This window comes from Serratia sp. CoH_134_PS_4 (assembly GCF_058190535.1).
In genome coordinates this window covers 808,652-829,555 of the sequence record NZ_JBXWKI010000001.1, presented here as the reverse complement: position 1 = coordinate 829,555, position 20,904 = coordinate 808,652, and the positions used below count along the sequence as shown (strand labels likewise).

The following is a 20,904-nucleotide window of genomic DNA, read 5'->3' as shown; positions in this document are numbered from 1 at the left end:
AATTAACTTATCAATGCTTCTTCGGGTTCAAGCTGTGCCAGGGTAGTGGCAATTTGCTGCTGCAACGCCTGCGGCACGCTTTGCATTGGCGAGCGCAACTCATTGCGGATCAACCCTTGCAGAGCCAGTGCAGCCTTGACCGGCGCGGGGTTAGGGAAACTGAACATCTGGTGGATCATCGGCAACAGCGAGTAGAAGTTGGCGCGTGCGGCGATCAGATCACCGTTGGCAACCTGTTGCACCAGCTGCACAAAGCGCTCCGGGTGAATATGCGCTGAGGCGGAAATGGCGCCCGTGCCGCCGAGGCACAGCGTGGTGAGGATCAGATTATCTTCGCCTGTCAGAACGTCGATCTCACCATCGCTAATGAGTGCCATGGTGGTGTCCGGATTACCGCCGCAGTCCTTAATGGCTTTTACCTGCGGATGGCGTGCGATCTGGCGAAGGGTGGCCAGCTCGATCACCACGCCGGTGCGTTGCGGAATGTTGTACAGGATTACCGGCACGTTTGAGGCATCGGCAAGCTGGGTGAAATAGTCCACCAGACCACATTGCGACGGGCGAATGTAATAGGGCGCGGGGATCAGTACACCAGCAATGTCGCGCAGTTGGATCGCCTGCTGCATTTGCAGTGTGTCACGCATGTTATTACCGGACAGCCCCATAACCACTTGATGAGCCGGTGTCACGGCCAGTACCGCGTCGAGCACTGCCAGCTGTTCGTCGGTGCTCAATGCCGCCGCTTCTCCGGTAGTACCGCAGACCACCAACCCATCGACCCCAGAGGCGATCAGGTGTTGAGCCAGCCGTTGAGTCGCAGGCAGGTCGACGGCGCTGTTATTGAATGGGGTCACCAGCGCAACCCAAATACCGGAGAATGAGGCCATATTAATTTCCTTCAATGCGTGCAATAAGAAGCCAGATGAGAAAACAAGAGAGGAGACGAGTTGCGTACCGCCCTGTCAGCTCATCTGACGGGACCCTACGCCCCAGTCAAATAAGCGTCTGTTTCTTCGAATTAACCGCGAGCAAACCCGCAAGGCGCAATGTCGGCATCTGAGGAGCGTCATTGTTGTTGAGGTTGGCCATAGCAGTCTCATGAAAAGTGGATATGCGGTGATAATGAATATTCTGCATGATGCTGTCAATTTACAACCGCTTGATAACACGGTTATTCATGATTAAGACGGGCTGATGAGTTTGGCTAATCAACAATGGGGGAGTAAAACCCCGTCAATACGGGGTTTTGGGGCGGAGGTTTAGCGAGGGCGACGTGTGCTGTTCATTGAGGCTGTCCAGCTATAGGTTTCCCCAGTGGGCTGAATGCGATTGGCTTTGCGCTCGGCACGCGTCGCTTTTTCAATTTTTGCACGGGCGGCGGTGATACGTGCCACGACTTCATCCTTGATCTTGTTATTTTCAGCATTGGTCAATGCGCGGCCGAGACTTTTGCGTGCCTTGTCCAGCTCGGTTTTAACTTCACGTTGCTCGCTTTCCGTCATGTCTTTCAGCGTCAATTTTTTCATTATCGTCATAGCCTGGTCAGTGAAGATGACAGTCAGTGTACAGCAATTAGCGAGCCGAAGATGCCGCTGGCTTAACGGAACGACCGGGCAGGGGAAATTATCCGTTCACACCTCGTCCAGCAAGTCGCTAAGGAAGCGTCGCATGCGCTCGGTGCGCTCTTGCGCCATTGTTTTACCGGTGACGGTTTGGAAATCGTCCTGGAGTTTGAACAGCTTGGTTTCGAAGTGGTCCAGTGTAAAACGTTTATCGTCATACTGACGATGGTGTGCCAGCGGATCGGCTGCATCGTACAGTGCGCTGCGCATGCGTCCACCAATATAGAAGCAACGTGCGACGCCAACCATACCGATGGCGTCCAGACGGTCTGCGTCTTGCATGATCTTTGCTTCAAGCGTCTCTGGCGTAATGGCGGCGGAAAAACTGTGCGCCTCAATAGCGTGAGCGGTTTTGGCGATGTCTTGCGCGGCCCAACCCAGCTGCGTCAGCAGTAAACCGGCTTTTTCGGCCGCCATGCGTGAGGCCAGGTGCCGCTGGGGCGAATTCTTTTCCACGGCCACACAGTCATGCAGCAAGACGGCAGCACACAGAATGCGGCGGTCACCGCCTTCATGTTGACTGATCTTACAGGTGTTTTTCCACACCCGGTGCAAATGGGCCACATCATGCGAGCCATCATCGGAATCGAGCGTCAGTGGCAGCAATGCCTGCGCCAGTTCCTGATAGGGCGAGAAAGGCTGCAGTAGGGCTTGCGGCAGGGAAGAATGCACGTTGTGTTCCTTGTTGTCGGAAAGCAACAGATTATAACAGCCGTCAATGAGCCGGTTATGACAATGCGGTAAAAGAATTGTTTACTATACTGCAACGGACTATTGCCGCAATTGCGGTTTTTGTACCGGAATAAGCAACCTACAATGGTCTTATTCCGGTCATCCCCGCTTGGTGTAAACCTGTGTCCGTGGGGTATGGCCGGAATATCCCGCTCACGCCACCGGAGAAATGTCATGCCAACGAATCTTGAAATTGTACGCGCTACTTATGAGGGTGGCAGTGCAGAAGAGAATGGTCGCAACCTGCTGGCGGCGTTAGCGCCCGACGCGGAATGGACGGAAGCTGCAGGGTTTCCCTATGCCGGTACCTATATTGGCCCACAGGCGATCTTTAAAAATGTTCATCAGCGTTTAGGAACGGAGTGGCAGGGTTACCGCGCGGATGTTGACCATTTTTATGATGCAGGTGATAACGTGATTGCCCAAGGGTTCTATCATGGTACCTATGGCGCCACCGGTAAGTCTTTCACCGCATCCTTTGCGCATATTTATCAGCTACGTGCGGGGAAAATCGTGAAATTTGTGCAAATCGTAGACAGTGCAAAAGTGCTGGAGGCCATGCAGGGCTAATGGCCACTGTGCTTGCCAAATTTGCGATCGTACTCCCGCCGGTAACCGCGCGCCTTGTTGCGATCGCGGATCCACAAATACCCGCATACCAGCGCAACGGCGCCTGAAAAGGTGATGTTGCGCATATCCCGGTCATAAAAAAACACCAACACAGCGTCCATCGCCGCGATAAAGGCAATCCATTTGTACATATGGGATTGTCGTCGCGTGGCGGCGTTGAGGCGCTTTAATTGTCTGGCTTCGTGCATAACCGGCTTTTGTTGCATAACGTCTCGTCGGTAATAAATTTCTTAGCGGTAAATTAGCAGAATATTCCTGATAGCGGCAAAGCTTAACGCATGCGCGGCCCTGTTTTTCTTGTCGGCAGCTCCCTCATTGAAAACTTGCGTACTGACTGGCGAATTCTTTGTAATGCGCGTTGGTATATTTATGCAGCATAATGGATTGTTTATTCAATTTTGGCGCGTTGTAGCGCCCCAAACTCATAATGCCACCACGGCCTCGATCTCCACGCTAACCTGCGGTGAGAAGAGTGCGCTGACCTCAACCAGTGAACAGGCTGGTAGCGCACCATCAAAGTAGTCAAACAGCACGGGCCGAAGGGTCTGCAGATCGCCGATATTGGTTAAAAATACCGTTATTTTAATCAGCGCTTTTAGGTTCGCACCTTCCGCCGCGGTGATGGTCGCCAACTGCTCCAAAATAGCCTGTGCTTGTTGTTGCGTTGCTTGCCCCTGAGCCTCAGTGGCAAATGCCGTCAGCCCGGACACATACAATGTATCTCCATGGCGCACAGCATGGACATAGGGGCCGCCAGGTGTCGGCAAGTGCGGATAATTAATGCGCTTCAATGATGTCATGATTAAAACCCCGAGAGATTAATTAAAAAAATAAACAAACTTGGTTAGGATAGAGCGAAGAACATCGGAAGTACGCTGAGATCTATTGATTTCTAATAGTATCACTAACATTCATTTATAACTGTGAAGGATATTTCAGGGTAATGAATCAAGCCTTAATTCCCTATATGCAACGTTGGCAGTTGCAGCCCGACGGACAGGCTTTTGAAACCCACAGCAGCCTGCTGATGCCGGTGCGCTATCAAGGGGCTCCTGCGATGTTGAAAATCGCACGCGAAGAGGAAGAAAAATTCGGCGGGCTATTAATGTGCTGGTGGCAGGGCGAAGGCGCTGCGCAAGTTCTCGCACGGCACGACGATGGCATCTTGTTAGAGCGCGCGCAAGGGACGCGTTCGCTGGCCCAGATGGTCCGTGAAGGTGACGATCAGCAGGCGACGGCAATTCTTTGTCAGGTGGTTGCCCGCCTGCATGTACCGCGTTCGCAGCCATTGCCGGATCTTATCCCTCTACACCAGTGGTTTAGCTCTTTGTGGCCAGCGGCTCAGGCTCACGGTGGCATGCTGCGCCTGAGCGCTAACGTGGCGGCTGAATTACTGACCAGCCCGCGCGAACAGAGCGTATTGCATGGTGATATCCACCATGACAACGTGTTGGACTTCGGTGACCGCGGTTGGTTGGTGATCGATCCCAAACGTCTCTATGGCGAACGTGCCTTCGACTACGCCAATATCTTCTGCAACCCTAATTACGGTGTCGCGACCGATCCTGACATTTTTTCCCGCCGGGTTGAACAGGTCTGCCAATTGGCGGGGTTCGAACGGCAGCGACTGTTGCAGTGGATCCTCGCCTGGGCAGGATTGTCCGCGGCCTGGTTCATGGAGGACGGCGAGGCGGCGGATATTGATTTCCGAGTAGCCGAGCAGGCCGCGCGAGCATTGGGGCTCGCGATACCTGAAGGCGACTCAGGGTTCATCCTGCCAATAATCGAGCGACGCTGAAGGGCGTTGCATGTAACGCACCGGTTGAGCATCTTCACGCAGGGCTGACGCCAAAAACTTGCCCGAGTCCGGATATTCCACCAGTTCGGGTTGTTCGCGAGTGCTGATGGAAAGGTATTTCAACGGCGTGTCTGACGTGTTGATGATCTGATGCGGGTATTCCGGCCCCGGCGGGATAAAAATAACGTCGCCGGTTTTGATCTGCAGTTGTTCACCCGCAACCCGTAAGCTGCCTGTCCCCTCAAGTACAATGAACATTTCTTCCTGTGCATAGTGAAAATGATAAGGGCAGGAGCGCATGCCCGGCGCCACGATGTCTATGGATGCACCCAACTTGCTGGCAGCGGTGCCAGTAGCCAAGCGGGCGCCGACGCTGTCATAAAGAGGTGGGCGCTGGTCGTGCGTTTTTTCAACCTGTTCGATATTGCGGATCAGACGCTGAGCTAACAGCGTGGCGTGGTCATTCATGAGTTTTCTCGTGACGGTGTAACCTAATAGTTAACTATGGCGATGGAAAAACCATCCCACCCCTTACTCCCTACGGTCTGCAATGCGGTAGCGCTGAGACGAGGTTCATTGGCCATCATGTCAAAAAAACGCCTTACACCCTGAACCCGCTCGTCACGGCTTGTTGAGTCGGTAACTGCGCCGTCACGTACGACGTTATCGCCGATAATCACCGTTCCGGGGCGAGACAACGCCAGCGCCCATCGTAAATAATCAGGATTATTGGGTTTGTCGGCATCAATAAAGATCAGATCGAAAGGGGCTTCTTGCTGCAATTGCGGCAGGCTGTTGAGCGCCGGTCCGACCCGTAACGCAACGCATTCACTCAGCCCTGCGCGGGCAATATTGTGTCTGGCTATCTCAGCATGGCGTGGATCGGCCTCCAGCGACACCACTAAGCCGCCCGGTGCTAATGCACGCGCCAACCAAATGGTGCTGTAACCGCCTAAGGTCCCGATCTCCAGAATACGCTTGGCATTCACCATCAGGGCAAACAGATGCAGCAATTTGCCCTGATTTGGCGCGACGTCGTGGTCGGGTAATCCTGCTGCGCCGTTGGCAGCCAGCGCCTGCAACAGAGCGTCATCCTGTTCGACCAGTTTGTCGACGAGATAAGCGTCAACCTGCGCCCAGCGGTTATTGCCTTGCATGGTTCACCTGATGTTGTTGGCTATACCAGCCCGGCCGGCGTTTGGGTTGCGGCCAGAACAGGGCACCTTGGCCGCCGCCGGGGATTTGCCACACCGCGCAGTCATAAATGGTGAAGGCATCCCCAAATTTATCCACGCGTAGACCACAATATCCTTGTGCAATCCCTTTCAGCGTGACTTTATCCAGCAATTGCTGACGCTCCGCGCGATCCGCCGGTGAAGCACTCAGTCGTGAAGGCAGCGCGATAAATTCATCAAAGGAATAGCCAAAGCAGTGCTGAGCACAGTGATTGGCATAGGTAAACAACGGGTCGTCGCCGTCCGCGTGAGCCAACAAGCTGTAAGGCGCTTGCTGATGTAACCAGGCGAGCCGCTCGTCAGCGGCCGCCTGCGGGCCGGGTAATCCATCGCCTGTCCAATGGCGGTAAGCGGCGTCAATTTGCTGAATCAGATCAATTTGCACGGAAGATGGCATGGCGGCTCCCTTAACGGTCCATTATGGGCAACGAGCTTTCCCACTTTCAGTTAAGCAGAAGATCACCGAAGGGGAAAAAAATTGCCACATTAACCCATGTGCGAAGGTCGCCCTGTTGGTTTAACCTCCCGGTAGGCGCTTACGCTGCGGTAACGAGAGGATGAGATGGGCGATAGCCCCCCCGATAATTCCCCAGAATGCAGAACCCACACCGAGCAATGTCACGCCGGACGCGGTGATCAGGAAGGCAATCAGTGCGGCATCGCGCTGTCTTTCATCTTGCAGGGCGCGCTGCAAACTGCCTGCGATAGTGCCCAGCAGTGCAAGCCCGGCAATGGTATGGATGAGTGCCGCAGGTAATGCGCTGAACAGCATGCTGATAACAGCGCCGAATACCCCAGCCAGCAGATAAAACCCACCTGCGGCCACGGCAGCCATATAGCGACGCTGTGGATCAGCGTGCACGTCCGGGCCCATGCAGATGGCGGCGGTAATCGCGGCAATACACACCGAAAACCCGCCAAAGGGGGCTAACAGCAGAGCGACCAGCGCCGTCCAACTGATCAGTGGTGACGTGGGCACGTTGTAGCCGGCTGCCTTCAGCGTTGCAATGCCCGGGGCGTTTTGTGATGCCATGGTGACAACGAAGAACGGGACGCCAATGCCTAATAACGTTGACCAGGTAAAATGCGGTGCAATAAATTCCGGTACGGCGAAAGTCAGTGGTTGTTGTGAAAGGTGAATATTGCCTTGCAGCGCTGCAATCGCCAGTCCGGCCAGCAGCGTCAACACAATCGCATAACGCGCCAAATAGCGGCGGGCGATCAAATACACCAATCCCATGCCCGCGCTGAGCACGAAATTGACCTGTAATGAGGCGAAGGCGTCGAGTCCAAAGCGCAGGAGGATCCCTGCCAGCATCGCCGCTGAAATAGCCTGGGGAATATAATCCATGAGCCGGGCGAACAACCCAGTGACGCCGCACAGCAGGATCAGTCCTGATGCAAAGATAAACACGCCAATGGCTTCGTTGATCGGAGTACCAGGCAGGCTGGTTACCAGCAGTGCCGCACCGGGAGTCGACCAGGCGGTCAAAATGGGGGTGCGGTAATACAGTGAAAGCCCCAGAGACGTTATCCCCATCCCCAGGCCTAACATGCTCAGCCAACCGCCGATCTGTAACGGCGTCGCGCCTGCGGCAGCGGCTGCCTGGAAGATAATGGCGGCGGAACTGGTGTAGCCCACCAATACCGCTACAAACCCGGCCATAACGGCGGGTAAAGAAAGGTGACGCAGAGAGATGGCAGGGCGCATAACACACTCCGGCAGCAGTTGTGCGTTATAGCGCACGAGAAGAAATGAGCATAGCATCGTGCGCTATAGCGCACAAGTGGCTATAATCAACCGGAATTTCAGGGGAGAAAAACATGCAGGAACTGTCCAGTCATCTGGCTCAGACGCTCCGTTCGTTGCGTATGCATCGCGGCTGGAGCCTGGCACAGGCAGCTGAAAACACCGGTGTCAGCAAGGCAATGCTGGGACAGATAGAACGCGGCGAATCCAGCCCGACGGTGGCGACACTGTGGAAGATAGCCACGGGCTTTAATGTGGCATTTTCTGCTTTTTTGGAAATATCACCGCTGCAACAGCAGGCGACGCTCCACCGCTATGGTGACGCGCCGGTGTTTAATCAGAACAGCGCCGATATGCGCGTCGTACCGCTGTTTCCGTTCGATCGTCAACTGGGCTTTGATATGTTTGTTATCGATCTGGCCCCGGGGGCTCTCAGCGAGTCTTCAGCGCATGAACCGGGGGTGATTGAGCATGTGATTGTCATCAGCGGTGAACTTGAGTTGGCGGTTGATGGGCAGTGGTATTCGCTGGCGACGGGCGAGGCAATGCGCTTCCAGGCCGATCGCCCCCATGCTTACCGCAATGCCAGCCAACAGACGGTGCGTATCCACGATCTGATCCACTATCCTAAATTTTGACTCAACGGTTGGGGCACAAGCTTTGACTCAGCGTTGTCAAAGACCTACTTTATTGAAAATGAGTCTTATTTATCCAAGAGAGGGAGCTTGATTTTGACGGTAACTCATCGACGCCAGTTTATTAAACTCAGTGTACAAACCGCAGGAGCCGTATTTGCGATGACTTCATTACCCAACAGTATCCGCCTGGCGATGGCGGCAGAAGGGGGCGCTCATGCCACCGATGAATTCCTGTGGCTGGAAGCGTTGCAGGGCAAGGCCGCGCAGGCGTGGATCAAGCAGGAAAACCAGCGTACCACTGCACGCTTTGCGCAAAGCGCAGCGTTCAAGCAGGTGGAAAAGCAGGTGTTGGACATTCTGAACAAAGACAGTCAAATTCCGTGGGTCGCCAAGCGCGGGAATTACTATTACAACTTTTGGCAGGATCAAACCAATCCACGGGGCTTATGGCGACGGACCACGCTTCAGGAGTACCGCAAAGAAAAACCCGCCTGGGAAACGGTATTGGATATCGACGCACTGGGCAAGGCCGAGGGCAAAGACTGGGTGTTCCACGGTTCACAATCACTGGCACCAGAATACCGTTATTGCCTGGTGGAACTGTCACCGGACGGGGGTGACGCCACCGAAATTCGCGAGTTTGATCTGGTCAGCAAGCAGTTTGTGAAGGATGGCTTTGTCTTGCCTGTGGCGAAAAGCCAGGCGTCGTGGATTGATAAAGACACGCTGTTTGTCGCCACCGATTTTGGCGCAGGATCGATGACCCAATCCGGCTATGCGCGCATTGCCAAGCGCTGGCAGCGCGGTACACCCTTGAGTGCCGCCCAAACGCTGTATGAAGCGCAACCGCAGGACATGGCGGTGTTTGCCTATCACGACCACACGCCGGGGTTTGAACGGAACTACGTGGGCCGTAGCCTGGATTTTTACCGTCGTGAAACCTATCTGCTGACCGCGCAAGATCAACAGGTCAAAATTGATATTCCGGCTGACGCCGAGTTCAGCACACATCGCGAATGGTTGTTGATTAAACCGAGCAGTGACTGGGACGTTGGCGGTGTGCGTTATCCCTCCGGTTCACTGCTGGCGGCGCATTTCGATGATTATTTAGCGGGCAAGCGTGAGCTGACGGCATTATTCACCCCGACGGCTCAGGCTGCGCTGAGTGGTTACAGCGCCACGCGCGATCATTTGATCCTCAGTATCATGGACAACGTGGTCAACCGACTGGAAGTGCTGACGCCGCAGGGCACCACCTGGCAACGCAAGCCGCTGGGCAAGCCTGGTACGATCAGTACCATTTCAGCCGGCGGTATTGATGATGAAACCAATGATTATTTCCTGACCATCAGCGGTTTCCTGCAGCCAACCTCACTGTATCTGGGTAATCTTGATGGCGCTGAGGCAGAGCTGCTCAAGCAGGGGCCACAAGACTTTGATGCCAGCGGCTATCAGGTCAGCCAGCATTTCACTGCCTCTAAAGACGGGACGCAGGTGCCGTATTTCCAGATAGCCGCCAAGGGCATCAAATTAGACGGCAGCAACCCAACGTTGCTGTACGGCTATGGCGGATTTGAAGTGTCGTTATTACCGGGCTACCTGGGGGCCAAGGCGCCGACCTGGCTTGAGCGCGGCGGCGTGTATGTGGTGGCGAATATCCGTGGCGGGGGCGAATATGGCCCCGCCTGGCATCAGGCGGCGCTAAAACAAAACCGCCACTGTGCTTACGAAGATTTTGCCGCCGTGGCACAGGATTTGATTTCGCGGAAAGTGACATCGTCACAGCACCTGGGTGCCCGTGGCGGCAGCAATGGTGGGTTACTGGTGGGCAATATGCTGACACTTTACCCGCAGTTGTTCGGCTGTATTGTCTGCGAAGTGCCGCTGCTGGATATGCAACGCTATACCCAGCTGTCTGCGGGTGCATCATGGATTGCTGAATACGGCGACCCAAGCAAACCGGAAGAGTGGGCCTATATCAAAACATTCTCGCCTTACCACAACATTAAGGCTGATGTGGCCTACCCGCCAGTGTTGTTTTACACCGCCACCAGTGACGACCGGGTTAACCCATCCCATGCGCGTAAGATGGCGGCACGCATGCAGAAGATGGGCTACCAGCAGGTCTACTTCTATGAAAATACCGAAGGTGGGCACAGTGCGGCGGCGGATAAAAAACAATCCGCGTTTCATGGGGCATTGGTCAGCGAGTTCATGTGGACTAATCTGAGCGGCAAATCTTCGGTCTGAATCACCAACGACGCGGTATAAAAAAAGCCGGTGCAAATTATTGCCCCGGCTTTTTTACGATTGGAAACCGTCGTCAGCGATTAATTGGCTGCAGCGGCAGCCTGCGCTTTCTTGTTGGTATCTTCTGCGGTGTCCAGCGTCATGCGATACAGCTTCGGCGCCGTCAGCATCATCAGGATGGCGATCACGGCGGTAGCAATACCAATTTGCATAAACACGTGGCTGTAGATAGCCAGTGACGCGTGGGCGTCGTTGACGTCGCTTGGCACAGCGGTCAGACCTGCGACTTTACCGGCAATCAGCGCAGCAGCGGCGGTGGTCAGGAACCAGGAGCCCATGATAAAGCCCATCAGGCGCTGTGGAACCAACTGAGCGACCATTGCAAGGCCCAGGCCGGAGATCATCAGCTCACCGATGCTCTGCAGTGCATAGCTCAGGATCAGCCAGTTAACCGAAACGATACCCTGTTCGTTGGCGAAGCTGGCGCCCCAAGGCAGCACCAGGAAGGCACCGGAGCACAGGATCATACCGAAAGCGAACTTGTGCGGCATTGGCAGACGGTCGCCCATCTTGTTATACAGCGCCGCCAGAATTGGGCTGGCCAGCATGATCCAGAACGGGTTCAGCGCCTGATACTGTTCAGGTTCAAAGGCAATGCCCAGGATGTTGTGCTCAACATTATGGATGGCGAAGAAATTCAGCGAGGTTGGCATCTGGCTGTACAACACGAAGAACACCACCGCTTCCAGCATCAGCAGGAAGGCGACGATCATCTTGCGGCGTGCGGCACCGTGCAGCGCAAAAGTTTCTTTGGCGAACACAATGACGATACCGATGGAAACGATAGCCAGTGCCCAGCGTGCAATAATCTGGTTGTGCAGCAGCCAGCTGGAAATAGCGACCAGCGCGACTACGCCAACCAATACCATCAGCAGTTTTTTCACCTGCAGCGGTTTAAAGTCAGGCTTGGATCCCTGATTTTTTACCCATTTATTGCACATCATAAAGTTGACCAGGGTGATCAACATACCCACTACGCTCAGAGAGAACGCCACGCTCCAGCCATATTTGGCTGCCAGCCATGGCGTTGCCAGCATAGAGAAGAAGGAACCGATGTTCACCGACATATAGTACATGGTGAAAGCGCCATCGAGACGCGGGTCGTCTTTCTCGTAGCAGGTTGACAGCAAGGAGGATGGGTTAGCCTTGAACAGGCCACTGCCCACGGCGATAGTCGCCATACCCAGATAGACCCAGAAGATGTCGTGGCCAGAGTAAGCCACCATGGCGTAGCCGATAGCCAGCACCAGTGCACCCAACACGATTACGCGTTTGGAGCCCAGCACTTTATCCCCAAGCCAACCACCGATGGCGACAAAGCCATAGACCAGTGCACTGAAGGAGGAGAACAGGGTAATGGAGTCGGCTTCACTCAGGCCAAGCATTTTGACCAGGTAAACCGCCATGATGCCTTGCAGGCCGTAATAACCAAAACGTTCCCAAAGCTCGATCGAGAAGATCAGATAAAACGCCTTAGGCTGTTTGAATGCGTTCAAACTGACGCTTTCAGGGTGTTTGCTGTTGTTGTTTGCTGTTGACACTGGTACCTCTGATTTTTCACTGCCCCGTCCCAGAGAGACGAGAAATTGCAAAAGGTGATGCAGGACTGCATCCTTCTGCGTTGTTATAGGATGGGATGACGGCGGTTAATGTTCACTATCTTTGTCAGCGAGGCAAGCTGTTTGTCATATCCTGTTACATATAACGTTCGCGAAGTGAAACAACCATGTTGCAAATGTTATGCAGCATTAACTTTCGACTTTATTTGCTTTGCCGAGTTTTTGTTTTGATTAAAAGCTATACGGAATTTAAACAGTGATATATTCTGCTGAATTGGATTTTGATGGTTCATATTAACAGGTGGGGTGATTAATCCATTGGATTGTTGTGCATATGGTGGATTTTGTAAAATTATAGAAATTTAGGAAAACAGGGCTGGCGCTTGTGACGGTAATGTGATCTTTAAAACGTGAGGTTTGCCGCAATTTTTGACTAATTTTTCGCTTGAAAATAAGCGGGAAGTGCGTTTTCCACTGAAATCCTCGATAAGACCAAGGTTACTGCTGTTTGATATCACATTTCTGATAAAAAATAGGCTGATGGTATCGGGGGGATGAGGGACGGGCGCAATGTTGGCGCCCAACAGGATCAGGCGTCGGGATAAACCTTCTCTTTAAACTCACAGAGATCTTCAATGATGCAGGAACCGCAGCGCGGTTTACGTGCAATACAGGTGTAGCGGCCGTGCAGAATCAGCCAGTGATGGCAATCAACCTTAAATTCTGCGGGCACGACCTTTAATAGCTTCTCTTCAACCAGATCCACATTCTTGCCTGGCGCAAAGTGCGTGCGGTTGCAGACGCGGAAGATATGGGTATCTACGGCAATGGTTGGCCAGCCAAAGGCCGTATTAAGCACCACGTTAGCCGTTTTTCGGCCAACGCCGGGCAGAGCCTCTAACGCGGCGCGATCTTCCGGCACTTCACCGTTGTGCAGCTCCAGCAGCATGCGACAGGTTTTGATCACGTTCTCAGCCTTGCTGTTAAACAGGCCGATGGTCTTGATATAGTTTTTAACGCCGTCAACGCCTAATGCCAGCATCGCCGCCGGCGTATTGGCGACCGGATAAAGCTTGGCGGTCGCTTTATTAACGCTGACATCGGTAGCCTGTGCGGAAAGTAGCACGGAGATCAACAGTTCAAACGGCGTGGTGTACACCAGTTCGGTGGTCGGCTGCGGGTTGTTGTCGCGCAGCCGGGTAAGAATTTCCAGCCGTTTCTGCTTGTTCATTATGCTTTCTCTGCCTGTCCTTGTCCCAGCACCGCTTCGGTGGTTAACGCTTTCGCCGTGCGTGCTTTCATCCGTTCATCAATCAGGTATTTTACGGCCAGCAACAATCCCAACCCGATGAAGGCGCCGGGTGGCAGCATAGCCAGCAGGAAAGGGCTGTCGAAGTGAACGACTTCAATGCGCAATACTTTGGCCCAGCTCCCCAACAGCATGTCGGCGCCGTCGAACAGGGTGCCGTTGCCCAGGAGTTCACGCATGGCACCCAGAGTAACCATCACACCGGTAGCGCCCAGGCCAATCGCCAAACCATCCAGCGCGGATAGGCCAATCGGTTTTTTAGAGGCTACCGCTTCAGCACGGCCGACCACAATACAGTTGGTGACGATCAACGGAATAAAGATCCCCAACGACTGATACAGGCCGAAGGCATAGGCGTTGATCAGCATTTGTACGATGCTCACGGCTGCGGCAATGATCATTACGTAAATCGGGATACGCACTTCATTTGGCACCCAGCGGCGCACGGCTGAAATGGATCCGTTGGTCAGCGTCAATACCAGGGTGGTTGCCAGCCCAAGCCCAAGGGCATTGGTCACGGTGGAGGTCACGGCCAACAGTGGGCACATCCCCAGCAATTGCACCAGGGCGGAGTTGTTCTTCCACAACCCTTGGACAATCAGATCTTTGGCTTCACTCATTCGCTGGCTCCACAGGCAGGTAAGCTATCAAGTTTAGGCGGCAGCGTTTCCATATACAATGCCGTGCGGCGAACGGCGTTGACCACTGCGCGGGGGGTGATGGTGGCACCGGTGAATTGATCGAACATACCGCCGTCCTTCTTCACCGCCCAGCGTTTATCGTCTGGGCCTTCAATTTTTTTGCCGCTGAAGAACGAGATCCAATTCGAGATACGTAATTCAATTTTATCGCCCAGTCCTGGGGTTTCATGGTGTTCGACCACGCGAGTGCCCAGCACGGTGCCGCTGAAATCAGCCCCGACCAGCAGCTGAATCGCGCCGGAATAGCCGTCCGGCGCGGTGGTTTCTACCGCGGCCGCGGTGGGCTGACCGTTTTTGCGCGCCAGGTACAATCGATGCGGGGCACCATTACCCAGTGCCGGATCGCTGATCAGGAAACACTCGGTTTGCATGTTGTTGTCGTAGTGTTCAGGCGGAACCACCTGGTCAAGCAGCGCCTTTTGCTGCAAGGCCGCCTGGTGGGCGATGGTTTTCTGCGTCAGACTATGCACCACAGCGGTCAGGCCGGTGGTCACTGCGGCAAACACCGCCAGCGTGGTGCCATGCTTTCTCATTGAATTAAGCATCATGGCTCCTTAGCGATGGCCATACACGCGGGGCTGCGTGTAATGGTCGATAAGCGGTACGGTAATGTTGGCCAGCAGTACGGCAAAGGCGACGCCGTCGGGATAACCCCCGTAAACGCGGATAAGCCACACCAGAACGCCAACCAACGCGCCATAAATAAGGCGGCCTCTCGGCGTAGTAGACGCGCTGACTGGGTCGGTGGCAATAAAGAATGCACCCAACATGCTGGCACCGGAGAACAGATGAATCAGGGGTGAAGCTTGCTGCGCCGGATCAAGCCACCAGGCCAGACCGGAACACACCGCGATGGCTGCCAGCATGCTGAACGGGATCTGCCAGTGAATCAGGCGGCGGGCCAACATAAACAGGCCACCGGCCAGAAAACCGAGGTTGACCCATTGCCAACCGATGCCGGCTAACGCACCACCGAACAGCGGCTGCTGCAAGACCTGTTCGACGCTATGACCGCTGCGCAGGCCGGTTTTGAATCCGTCCAATGGCGTCGCCTGGCTGATGCCATCAATGCCCATTTGCAATTCATGGATGGTTGCACCTTGTGCAGTATGGCCGCTGAAAATAGCCAACAGCGTATCCTGGAATGACAGTGCGGTCGCACGTAGCTCATCCGGCGGCAGCCAGCTGGTCATCTGTACCGGGAAAGCGATCAGCAAGACGACATAGCCCACCATTGCCGGGTTGAACGGATTTTGTCCAAGGCCGCCATACAGCTGTTTAGCAATGACAATGGCGAAGAAGGTACCGATCACAATCATCCACCAGGGTGCTAACGGTGGCAAACTGATCCCCAGTAGCAGGGCGGTTAGCAGGGCAGAGTTATCCGCCAGCCGGGTGCGTACCGGCAATTTACGCAAGGCGAGAATGGCGCCTTCCGCCAACAGCGCGACGATCATTGCCAGAGCGGTTTGCACCAGGGTGCCATAGCCAAAAAAAACTACCTGCGCCGCAATACCGGGAATACAGGCCAACATCACCCACAGCATAATACGGCGGGTGCTTTGCTGGTTGTGGGTGAAAGGAGAGCTGGCGATGTGCAAGCCTTTGGTGGTTGCGGGTTGTACCGGCCTGAACTTCATAGAATAACTACACCTATCTTTACCGTATATTGGCAAGTTCAACGCGCCTCTCAACGGAGGCGCAGGGAAAATTATAGCGCTGCATTCTACCTGAATCACTGCAAGGGTAATACGTCTTAATTGTAGGGCTATTAAGCTTTTAGCACTGCGCGTGTGCCTGGGGTTGGCAGGCAAATGGCGCGATTGGATTTTTCTTGGTGATAAAACCGGGATAGCTTGGTGCAGCAATCGTGAAATAGTCGTCATCACTGACCGGCGACAGGCAATATCCACTGGATTAATCGGGGGGATTAGGCCCCGTTTTTCGCACAAAATAACAACTTTTGCATAATCTATGTGGGTTATTATCCCGAGTATTATTAAGTTAGTGAATGTATATTAATGACTAATGAAGATGTATTTTTTATTGAAGAGTTAATTGAGTGGGTTGAGATACATCTGGAGAAACGGCCAAACCTGGACGAAGTAGCGCGCATTTCCGGCTATTCCAAGTGGCACCTGCAACGTAAGTTCAAACGTATCACCGGTATTCAACTTGCCACCTATATTCGCTCACGCATTCTGACGCGCGCCGCGGTAGCGTTACGTATTACCCATCGTTCTATTATCGATATTTCAGACGAACTGGGTTTCGATTCCCAGCAAACCTTCACTCGGATGTTCAAACAGCGTTTCGACACCACGCCTAACCGTTACCGTTCGATGGAGCGGTGGGATGTGAAGAACCTGATGCCGCGCTTTAGTTTTGATGCCAACTTTGCGGCTGACTACTACCCAGAGGTCAAGCGCCTGACCCTGCCGGATATGCAATTGGTTGGCTACTCACGTCAGTTGGATTTTGTCGGAGAGACGGAGATCGAACATTCGTCTTGTATGGCGATGAAAGATGAAATCTTTACCGATTTCTTCCGCGGGCTTAATGTCGATTGCCACCGTGTTTACAGTATTCACTCTGTCCGTAATCGAGGGGGCAGCGAATGTTCCGCGACGCACATCATGGCGGTGGATCCTGAGAATAAAAAAGACATTTTGTCAGGTTACCATATTGATAATATCCCTATTGCCGGGCGTGAGTATATCTCCATCAATCATTTGGGCACCGCGAAAGAGTGTTCACAGTTCTTTGCCTATCTGAGCACCCATGTGATGCCAGGACTCCGGCATGAGGTGAAAGGCAGCATTGAAATGGAAATTATTCAAACCAAAGAATGGAATCAGGATTCGAAAATGCGTCAGATCGACGTTGATTACACCTATCTGATTTCTATCGACTAGAGGGCGCCCCTGTAAGCGGAGCCGTCAATTGGGTTCAGCTAGCCTCATCATGGTCGCCAGCGACACTGACGTATAATAAGGCATTGAGGCGCCCTGGATCCTGCAAGGCGCCTCATTTCGTCACTCTTTATCCATTTCTGCCGTGGTCAGACTCTGCGCGGCTTTTTTAGCTTTGACGCGTGCGATGGCCGCCGCAACCGCCGCCTTGCGCGGATCCTCTTCTGTCACTGTGGCAGCGGGTTCGGCCGGTGTGTCAACCGGGGCTGCCTGCTGCGCGGCTTTCTTGGCTTTGGCACGGGCGATGGCCGCCGCAACCGCTGCCTTGCGCGGATCCTCTTCTGTCACTGTGGCAACGGGCTCGGCCGGTGTGTCAACCGGGGCGGTCTGCTGCACGGCTTTCTTGGCTTTGGCACGGGCGATGGCCGCCGCAACCGCCGCCTTGCGCGGATCCTCTTCTGTCACTGTGGCAACGGGCTCGGCCGGTGCGTCAACCGGGGCTGCCTGCTGCGCGGCTTTCTTGGCTTTGGCACGGGCGATGGCCGCTGCAACCGCCGCCTTGCGCGGATCCTCTTCTGTCACTGTGGCAACGGGCTCGGCCGGTGTGTCAACCGGGGCTGCCTGCTGCGCGGCTTTCTTGGCTTTGACCCGTGCCAATGCCGCCGCAACCGCCGCCTTGCGCGGATCCTCTTCTGTCACAGTGGTAACGGACTCGGCCGGTGCGTCAACCGGGTCCGCCTGCTGGGCGGCCTTCTTGGCTTTGACTCGCGCTAATGCCGCAGCCACTGCCGCCTTGCGCGGATCATCGCCTTCTGCAGCGGCACTCGGTGTAGGGGTTATTTCCTGCTGGGCGCGGCGTTCGCGAGCCTGCGCCTTGCGAGCCTCGCGGGCAGCAATCATCTCGCTGTTGTCCGGCGCGTCACCGCGAATAGTGCCCGTCGCCGGTGCAGCATTCTTACTGCGAACCCGTGCCAAGGCAGCCTGAACGGCATCCTGATCGCCATCGGTTAATTTGACCGCCGCTTTCTTGTGGCGCTCTTCGCGTGCCAGTTTCTCACGTTCCAGACGCGCCAGCTTGGCTTCATAACGTGCCTTGGCTTCCGCCGTGCGTGCCGCTTCCTGATCGATGGCTTTGATCTCGGCCTTTTCCTGGCGGTAGTACTGCACCAGCGGAATATTGCTTGGGCAAACAAACGCACAGGCACCACATTCAATGCAGTCGAACAGATTATGATTGCGGGCTTTTTCGTGTTCTTCGCCGCGGCTGAACCAGTAAAGCTGTTGCGGTAACAGGCCTGCCGGGCAAGCGTCAACGCACAAGCCACAGCGAATGCAGGATTGTTCGGGTTCCTGTGGCGCCATTTCACTGACGGACGGTGCCAGAATACAGTTGCTGATCTTCACGATCGGCACGTTAAGCGCGGGGAGGGTAAAGCCCATTAGCGGACCGCCCATCACCACCATTTGCTGGGGCTGGGACTGAAAACCGGCAAACTTCAGCAGGTGTTGCACTGGCGTACCAATGCGTGCCCACAGGTTGCCCGGTTGGCTCAGGGCTTCGCCGGTCAGGGTCACCACGCGTTCGATCAGGGGCTCACCGTCGACAATGGCGCGTTTGATCGCAAAGGCGGTGCCGACGTTTTGCATGAGCACGCCAATCGCGGAGGAGTGCTTGCCGTGCGGCACTTCTTTGCCTGTCAGGATCTTGGTGAGCTGCTTGGCGCCACCGGAAGGGTACTTGGTCGGGATCACGCGCAGGGCAATGCCGGGCTGGTCACGTAACGCATGTTTTAACGCGTCGATCGCTTCGGGTTTATTGTCCTCGATACCGATCAGGGTGACCTTGGGTTGCAGCAGGTGACGCAGGATTTGCGTGCCTTCGATAATTTGATCGGCATGTTCCTGCATCAGACGATCATCGGCAGTGATATAAGGTTCACATTCTGCGGCATTCAGGATCAGGGTTTCCACCCCGTTCATCCCCCCTTGCAGCTTGCTGGCGGTCGGGAAACCGGCACCGCCCAGCCCGGCGATGCCGGCCTGATGAATACGTTGGATCAATTCGTTCGTTGCCAGTTGGCGGTAATCCGCCACCGGCGTGCGCTCGCACCAGCGGTCTTCGCCGTCAGGCTCAATGATCACGCACAGCTCTGCCAACCCTGATGGGTGAGCCGTGATATGCGGTTTGATGGCGCTAACGGTACCGGAGGTGGGGGCGTGCACGGGGACAGTACGGCCACGGCCGACGGTCAGCGGTTGGCCTTTAAGTACCCGATCGCCCGTTTTGACGCACAGCTCACCTTCCGGCCCCAGATGTTGTTGCAGCGGGATAACAAAGGTGTCAGGCAGTGGAGCGACACGCAGCGGCACTCCGCTGGACAGCGTCTTCATTTCCGGTGGATGGATCCCGCCGTCGAAATCCCAAATCCGGTCTTTTTTGAAGGCGGCGAACAAATTAAGCATGTTGCTCCACGTGAATCACTTGCACCGGGATCGTCTTCATATCCCACTTCCAGTTGGCGGTAGTGGTGGCGACCGGTCTCATTTCAATACAATCGGTAGGGCACGGCGCAACACACAGGTCGCAGCCGGTACAAAGATCGGTAATGACGGTATGCATGGCGCGGGTGGCACCGACGATGGCGTCCACCGGGCAAGCCTGAATACACTTGGTGCAGCCGATACAGTTGGCTTCGTCGATATAGGCGATCTGACGTACAGGCTCGACAGCGGCTTCGCTACCCAGCGGCTGTGGTTCGACGTTGAGCAGCTCGGCTAATTTCAGCATCACTTGCTCGCCACCCGGCGCGCATTTGTTGATCATCTCACCGTTAGCCACGGCTTCGGCATAAGGGCGGCAACCGGGGTAACCGCATTGGCCACACTGACTCTGGGGCAGGATCTCATCGACCTGCTCGGCCACGGGGTCTTCTTCTACTTCAAAACGGCGTGCGGCAAAGCCCAGCACCAGGCCAAACAACAGGCCGAGCGCGCTCAATGCCGCAATCGCAATCCATAACGCGGTCATTAGAATTTCACCAGCCCGGTAAAGCCCATAAAGGCCAGTGACATCAGCCCGGCGGTGATCAGCGCGATGGACGAACCGCGGAAAGGGGCCGGTACGTCGGCGACAGCCAAGCGTTCACGGATCGCAGCGAACAATACCATCACCAGCGAGAAACCTGCGGCGGCGCTGAAGCCATAGACCGCAGACTGCAGGAAATTGTAGCCGAGGTTGACGTTAAGCAGCGCAACGCCCAGTACCGCGCAATTGGTGGTGATCAACGGCAGGAAAATGCCCAGCAGGCGATACAGCGCCGGGCTGGTTTTGCGCACAACCATCTCGGTAAATTGCACCACGACGGCGATCACCAGAATAAATGACAGCGTGCGCAGATACACCAGATCCAACGGAACCAGGATAAAGGTGTTGATCACCCAGGCGCTGACGGAGGCCAGCGTCATAACAAACGTGGTAGCCATCCCCATACCAATGGCGCTTTCCAGCTTTTTGGAAACGCCGAGGAACGGGCACAGGCCAAGAAACTTCACCAGGACGAAGTTATTCACCAGTACGGTGCCGACAAACAGGAGCAGGTATTCGGTCATTGCGATGCCTAAAAAAATAAAAGCCGCCTATTATCGGGAATTGGCGGCCTGACCACAACATAGGGATAGCAGGGTTATTGCCCTTTTTGCCCATTTTTG

At 54.8% G+C, this 20,904-nt stretch carries 22 protein-coding genes; 5 read left to right on the top strand and 17 right to left on the bottom strand.

Going from position 1 to position 20,904, the window contains the following annotated elements:
- Positions 1-2 precede the first annotated feature (2 nt).
- From dapA to AC2FCQ_RS03770, 3 genes are all read right to left on the bottom strand, one after another.
- Positions 3-887, bottom strand: coding sequence for a 4-hydroxy-tetrahydrodipicolinate synthase (gene dapA, locus AC2FCQ_RS03780; RefSeq protein WP_209633073.1), 885 nt, complete (start codon positions 885-887; stop codon positions 3-5).
- A 372-nt stretch (positions 888-1,259) separates the two neighbouring features.
- Positions 1,260-1,526 (bottom strand): DUF3811 domain-containing protein, encoded by a 267-nt coding sequence (yjbD, locus tag AC2FCQ_RS03775; RefSeq protein ID WP_209633074.1) that lies wholly within the window; start codon positions 1,524-1,526, stop codon positions 1,260-1,262.
- Positions 1,527-1,631: 105 nt separating this feature from the next.
- Positions 1,632-2,294, bottom strand: coding sequence for an HD domain-containing protein (locus tag AC2FCQ_RS03770; RefSeq protein WP_209633075.1), 663 nt, complete (start codon positions 2,292-2,294; stop codon positions 1,632-1,634).
- A gap of 234 nt (positions 2,295-2,528) precedes the next feature.
- Here AC2FCQ_RS03770 and AC2FCQ_RS03765 point away from each other — a divergent pair, with 234 nt between their 5' ends.
- Positions 2,529-2,924, top strand: a complete 396-nt coding sequence (locus AC2FCQ_RS03765; protein ID WP_265556130.1) for a nuclear transport factor 2 family protein — start codon at positions 2,529-2,531, stop codon at positions 2,922-2,924.
- On the opposite strand, the gene AC2FCQ_RS03760 is transcribed toward AC2FCQ_RS03765, so the two are convergent.
- Entirely contained in the window at positions 2,921-3,190 is a 270-nt protein-coding gene (locus tag AC2FCQ_RS03760) for a hypothetical protein (protein ID WP_209633077.1), read from the bottom strand. The two genes, AC2FCQ_RS03765 and AC2FCQ_RS03760, sit on opposite strands and share 4 nt — an antisense overlap.
- A 216-nt stretch (positions 3,191-3,406) precedes the next feature.
- Positions 3,407-3,784 (bottom strand): RidA family protein, encoded by a 378-nt coding sequence (locus AC2FCQ_RS03755; protein WP_404759704.1) that lies wholly within the window; start codon positions 3,782-3,784, stop codon positions 3,407-3,409.
- A 143-nt stretch (positions 3,785-3,927) separates the two neighbouring features.
- Between AC2FCQ_RS03755 and AC2FCQ_RS03750 the strand changes: the two genes are divergently transcribed.
- Positions 3,928-4,782: an aminoglycoside phosphotransferase family protein gene (locus tag AC2FCQ_RS03750; protein ID WP_209633079.1), complete on the top strand. Its 855-nt coding sequence runs from the start codon at positions 3,928-3,930 to the stop codon at positions 4,780-4,782.
- On the opposite strand, the gene AC2FCQ_RS03745 is transcribed toward AC2FCQ_RS03750, so the two are convergent.
- From AC2FCQ_RS03745 to AC2FCQ_RS03730, 4 genes are all read right to left on the bottom strand, one after another.
- The gene (locus AC2FCQ_RS03745; protein ID WP_490307593.1) at positions 4,747-5,250 is read right to left on the bottom strand and encodes a cupin domain-containing protein; all 504 of its coding nucleotides are present in this window, start codon (positions 5,248-5,250) and stop codon (positions 4,747-4,749) included. The genes AC2FCQ_RS03750 and AC2FCQ_RS03745 overlap by 36 nt on opposite strands.
- A gap of 23 nt (positions 5,251-5,273) precedes the next feature.
- Positions 5,274-5,939 carry an O-methyltransferase gene (locus AC2FCQ_RS03740; RefSeq protein ID WP_490307592.1) on the bottom strand — a complete coding sequence of 222 codons (666 nt, stop codon included), beginning with the start codon at positions 5,937-5,939 and terminating at the stop codon, positions 5,274-5,276.
- The gene (locus AC2FCQ_RS03735; RefSeq protein ID WP_404759702.1) at positions 5,926-6,414 is read right to left on the bottom strand and encodes an MEKHLA domain-containing protein; all 489 of its coding nucleotides are present in this window, start codon (positions 6,412-6,414) and stop codon (positions 5,926-5,928) included. Before AC2FCQ_RS03735 ends, AC2FCQ_RS03740 begins: the two co-directional genes overlap by 14 nt.
- A gap of 120 nt (positions 6,415-6,534) precedes the next feature.
- On the bottom strand, positions 6,535-7,728 hold the full coding sequence (locus AC2FCQ_RS03730) for a benzoate/H(+) symporter BenE family transporter (protein ID WP_490307591.1): 1,194 nt from the start codon (positions 7,726-7,728) through the stop codon (positions 6,535-6,537).
- Between the two features lie 113 nt (positions 7,729-7,841).
- On the opposite strand from AC2FCQ_RS03730, the gene AC2FCQ_RS03725 reads away from it, so the two are divergent.
- Positions 7,842-8,405, top strand: a complete 564-nt coding sequence (locus AC2FCQ_RS03725; protein WP_209633084.1) for a helix-turn-helix domain-containing protein — start codon at positions 7,842-7,844, stop codon at positions 8,403-8,405.
- A gap of 159 nt (positions 8,406-8,564) precedes the next feature.
- A complete protein-coding gene (locus tag AC2FCQ_RS03720; RefSeq protein ID WP_490307590.1) occupies positions 8,565-10,655 on the top strand; it encodes a prolyl oligopeptidase family serine peptidase in 2,091 nt (696 codons plus the stop codon).
- Between the two features lie 80 nt (positions 10,656-10,735).
- On the opposite strand, the gene dtpA is transcribed toward AC2FCQ_RS03720, so the two are convergent.
- The 5 genes from dtpA to rsxD all read right to left on the bottom strand — a co-directional run bounded on the left by dtpA (position 10,736) and on the right by rsxD (position 15,924).
- Complete coding sequence (dtpA, locus tag AC2FCQ_RS03715; RefSeq protein ID WP_209633086.1) at positions 10,736-12,256, bottom strand: dipeptide/tripeptide permease DtpA; 1,521 nt, start codon at positions 12,254-12,256, stop codon at positions 10,736-10,738.
- Positions 12,257-12,863: 607 nt separating this feature from the next.
- Positions 12,864-13,505, bottom strand: a complete 642-nt coding sequence (gene nth / locus AC2FCQ_RS03710) for an endonuclease III (protein WP_209633087.1) — start codon at positions 13,503-13,505, stop codon at positions 12,864-12,866.
- Positions 13,505-14,203, bottom strand: coding sequence for an electron transport complex subunit E (locus tag AC2FCQ_RS03705; RefSeq protein ID WP_209633088.1), 699 nt, complete (start codon positions 14,201-14,203; stop codon positions 13,505-13,507). Before AC2FCQ_RS03705 ends, nth begins: the two co-directional genes overlap by 1 nt.
- Positions 14,200-14,829 (bottom strand): electron transport complex subunit RsxG, encoded by a 630-nt coding sequence (gene rsxG, locus AC2FCQ_RS03700; RefSeq protein ID WP_209633090.1) that lies wholly within the window; start codon positions 14,827-14,829, stop codon positions 14,200-14,202. Before rsxG ends, AC2FCQ_RS03705 begins: the two co-directional genes overlap by 4 nt.
- 9 nt (positions 14,830-14,838) lie before the next feature.
- A complete protein-coding gene (gene rsxD / locus AC2FCQ_RS03695) occupies positions 14,839-15,924 on the bottom strand; it encodes an electron transport complex subunit RsxD (RefSeq protein WP_265556123.1) in 1,086 nt (361 codons plus the stop codon).
- A 381-nt stretch (positions 15,925-16,305) separates the two neighbouring features.
- Between rsxD and AC2FCQ_RS03690 the strand changes: the two genes are divergently transcribed.
- Positions 16,306-17,199: a helix-turn-helix domain-containing protein gene (locus tag AC2FCQ_RS03690; RefSeq protein WP_209633094.1), complete on the top strand. Its 894-nt coding sequence runs from the start codon at positions 16,306-16,308 to the stop codon at positions 17,197-17,199.
- Between the two features lie 120 nt (positions 17,200-17,319).
- On the opposite strand, the gene rsxC is transcribed toward AC2FCQ_RS03690, so the two are convergent.
- The 3 genes from rsxC to rsxA are packed head-to-tail and all read right to left on the bottom strand — an operon-like array spanning position 17,320 to position 20,805.
- Positions 17,320-19,659, bottom strand: a complete 2,340-nt coding sequence (rsxC, locus tag AC2FCQ_RS03685; protein WP_490307589.1) for an electron transport complex subunit RsxC — start codon at positions 19,657-19,659, stop codon at positions 17,320-17,322.
- Entirely contained in the window at positions 19,652-20,224 is a 573-nt protein-coding gene (gene rsxB / locus AC2FCQ_RS03680) for an electron transport complex subunit RsxB (protein WP_209633099.1), read from the bottom strand. Before rsxB ends, rsxC begins: the two co-directional genes overlap by 8 nt.
- On the bottom strand, positions 20,224-20,805 hold the full coding sequence (gene rsxA / locus AC2FCQ_RS03675; protein ID WP_004938443.1) for an electron transport complex subunit RsxA: 582 nt from the start codon (positions 20,803-20,805) through the stop codon (positions 20,224-20,226). The genes rsxB and rsxA overlap by 1 nt, the downstream gene beginning before the upstream one ends.
- Positions 20,806-20,904 lie beyond the last annotated feature (99 nt).

What these genes read in the sequence shown, in the direction of transcription:
- AC2FCQ_RS03745 (WP_490307593.1), bottom strand. Translation starts at nt 5,250, where the DNA reads ATGAATGACCACGCCACGCTGTTAGCTCAGCGTCTGATCCGCAATATC.
- AC2FCQ_RS03730 (WP_490307591.1), bottom strand. Translation starts at nt 7,728, where the DNA reads ATGCGCCCTGCCATCTCTCTGCGTCACCTTTCTTTACCCGCCGTTATG.
- rsxA (WP_004938443.1), bottom strand. Translation starts at nt 20,805, where the DNA reads ATGACCGAATACCTGCTCCTGTTTGTCGGCACCGTACTGGTGAATAAC.
- AC2FCQ_RS03720 (WP_490307590.1), top strand. Translation starts at nt 8,565, where the DNA reads ATGACTTCATTACCCAACAGTATCCGCCTGGCGATGGCGGCAGAAGGG.
- AC2FCQ_RS03725 (WP_209633084.1), top strand. Translation starts at nt 7,842, where the DNA reads ATGCAGGAACTGTCCAGTCATCTGGCTCAGACGCTCCGTTCGTTGCGT.
- nth (WP_209633087.1), bottom strand. Translation starts at nt 13,505, where the DNA reads ATGAACAAGCAGAAACGGCTGGAAATTCTTACCCGGCTGCGCGACAAC.
- AC2FCQ_RS03735 (WP_404759702.1), bottom strand. Translation starts at nt 6,414, where the DNA reads ATGCCATCTTCCGTGCAAATTGATCTGATTCAGCAAATTGACGCCGCT.
- dapA (WP_209633073.1), bottom strand. Translation starts at nt 887, where the DNA reads ATGGCCTCATTCTCCGGTATTTGGGTTGCGCTGGTGACCCCATTCAAT.
- AC2FCQ_RS03690 (WP_209633094.1), top strand. Translation starts at nt 16,306, where the DNA reads ATGACTAATGAAGATGTATTTTTTATTGAAGAGTTAATTGAGTGGGTT.
- AC2FCQ_RS03755 (WP_404759704.1), bottom strand. Translation starts at nt 3,784, where the DNA reads ATGACATCATTGAAGCGCATTAATTATCCGCACTTGCCGACACCTGGC.
- AC2FCQ_RS03705 (WP_209633088.1), bottom strand. Translation starts at nt 14,203, where the DNA reads ATGAGTGAAGCCAAAGATCTGATTGTCCAAGGGTTGTGGAAGAACAAC.
- AC2FCQ_RS03750 (WP_209633079.1), top strand. Translation starts at nt 3,928, where the DNA reads ATGAATCAAGCCTTAATTCCCTATATGCAACGTTGGCAGTTGCAGCCC.
- rsxG (WP_209633090.1), bottom strand. Translation starts at nt 14,829, where the DNA reads ATGCTTAATTCAATGAGAAAGCATGGCACCACGCTGGCGGTGTTTGCC.
- rsxB (WP_209633099.1), bottom strand. Translation starts at nt 20,224, where the DNA reads ATGACCGCGTTATGGATTGCGATTGCGGCATTGAGCGCGCTCGGCCTG.
- AC2FCQ_RS03765 (WP_265556130.1), top strand. Translation starts at nt 2,529, where the DNA reads ATGCCAACGAATCTTGAAATTGTACGCGCTACTTATGAGGGTGGCAGT.
- AC2FCQ_RS03740 (WP_490307592.1), bottom strand. Translation starts at nt 5,939, where the DNA reads ATGCAAGGCAATAACCGCTGGGCGCAGGTTGACGCTTATCTCGTCGAC.
- AC2FCQ_RS03760 (WP_209633077.1), bottom strand. Translation starts at nt 3,190, where the DNA reads ATGCAACAAAAGCCGGTTATGCACGAAGCCAGACAATTAAAGCGCCTC.
- yjbD (WP_209633074.1), bottom strand. Translation starts at nt 1,526, where the DNA reads ATGAAAAAATTGACGCTGAAAGACATGACGGAAAGCGAGCAACGTGAA.
- rsxD (WP_265556123.1), bottom strand. Translation starts at nt 15,924, where the DNA reads ATGAAGTTCAGGCCGGTACAACCCGCAACCACCAAAGGCTTGCACATC.
- rsxC (WP_490307589.1), bottom strand. Translation starts at nt 19,659, where the DNA reads ATGCTTAATTTGTTCGCCGCCTTCAAAAAAGACCGGATTTGGGATTTC.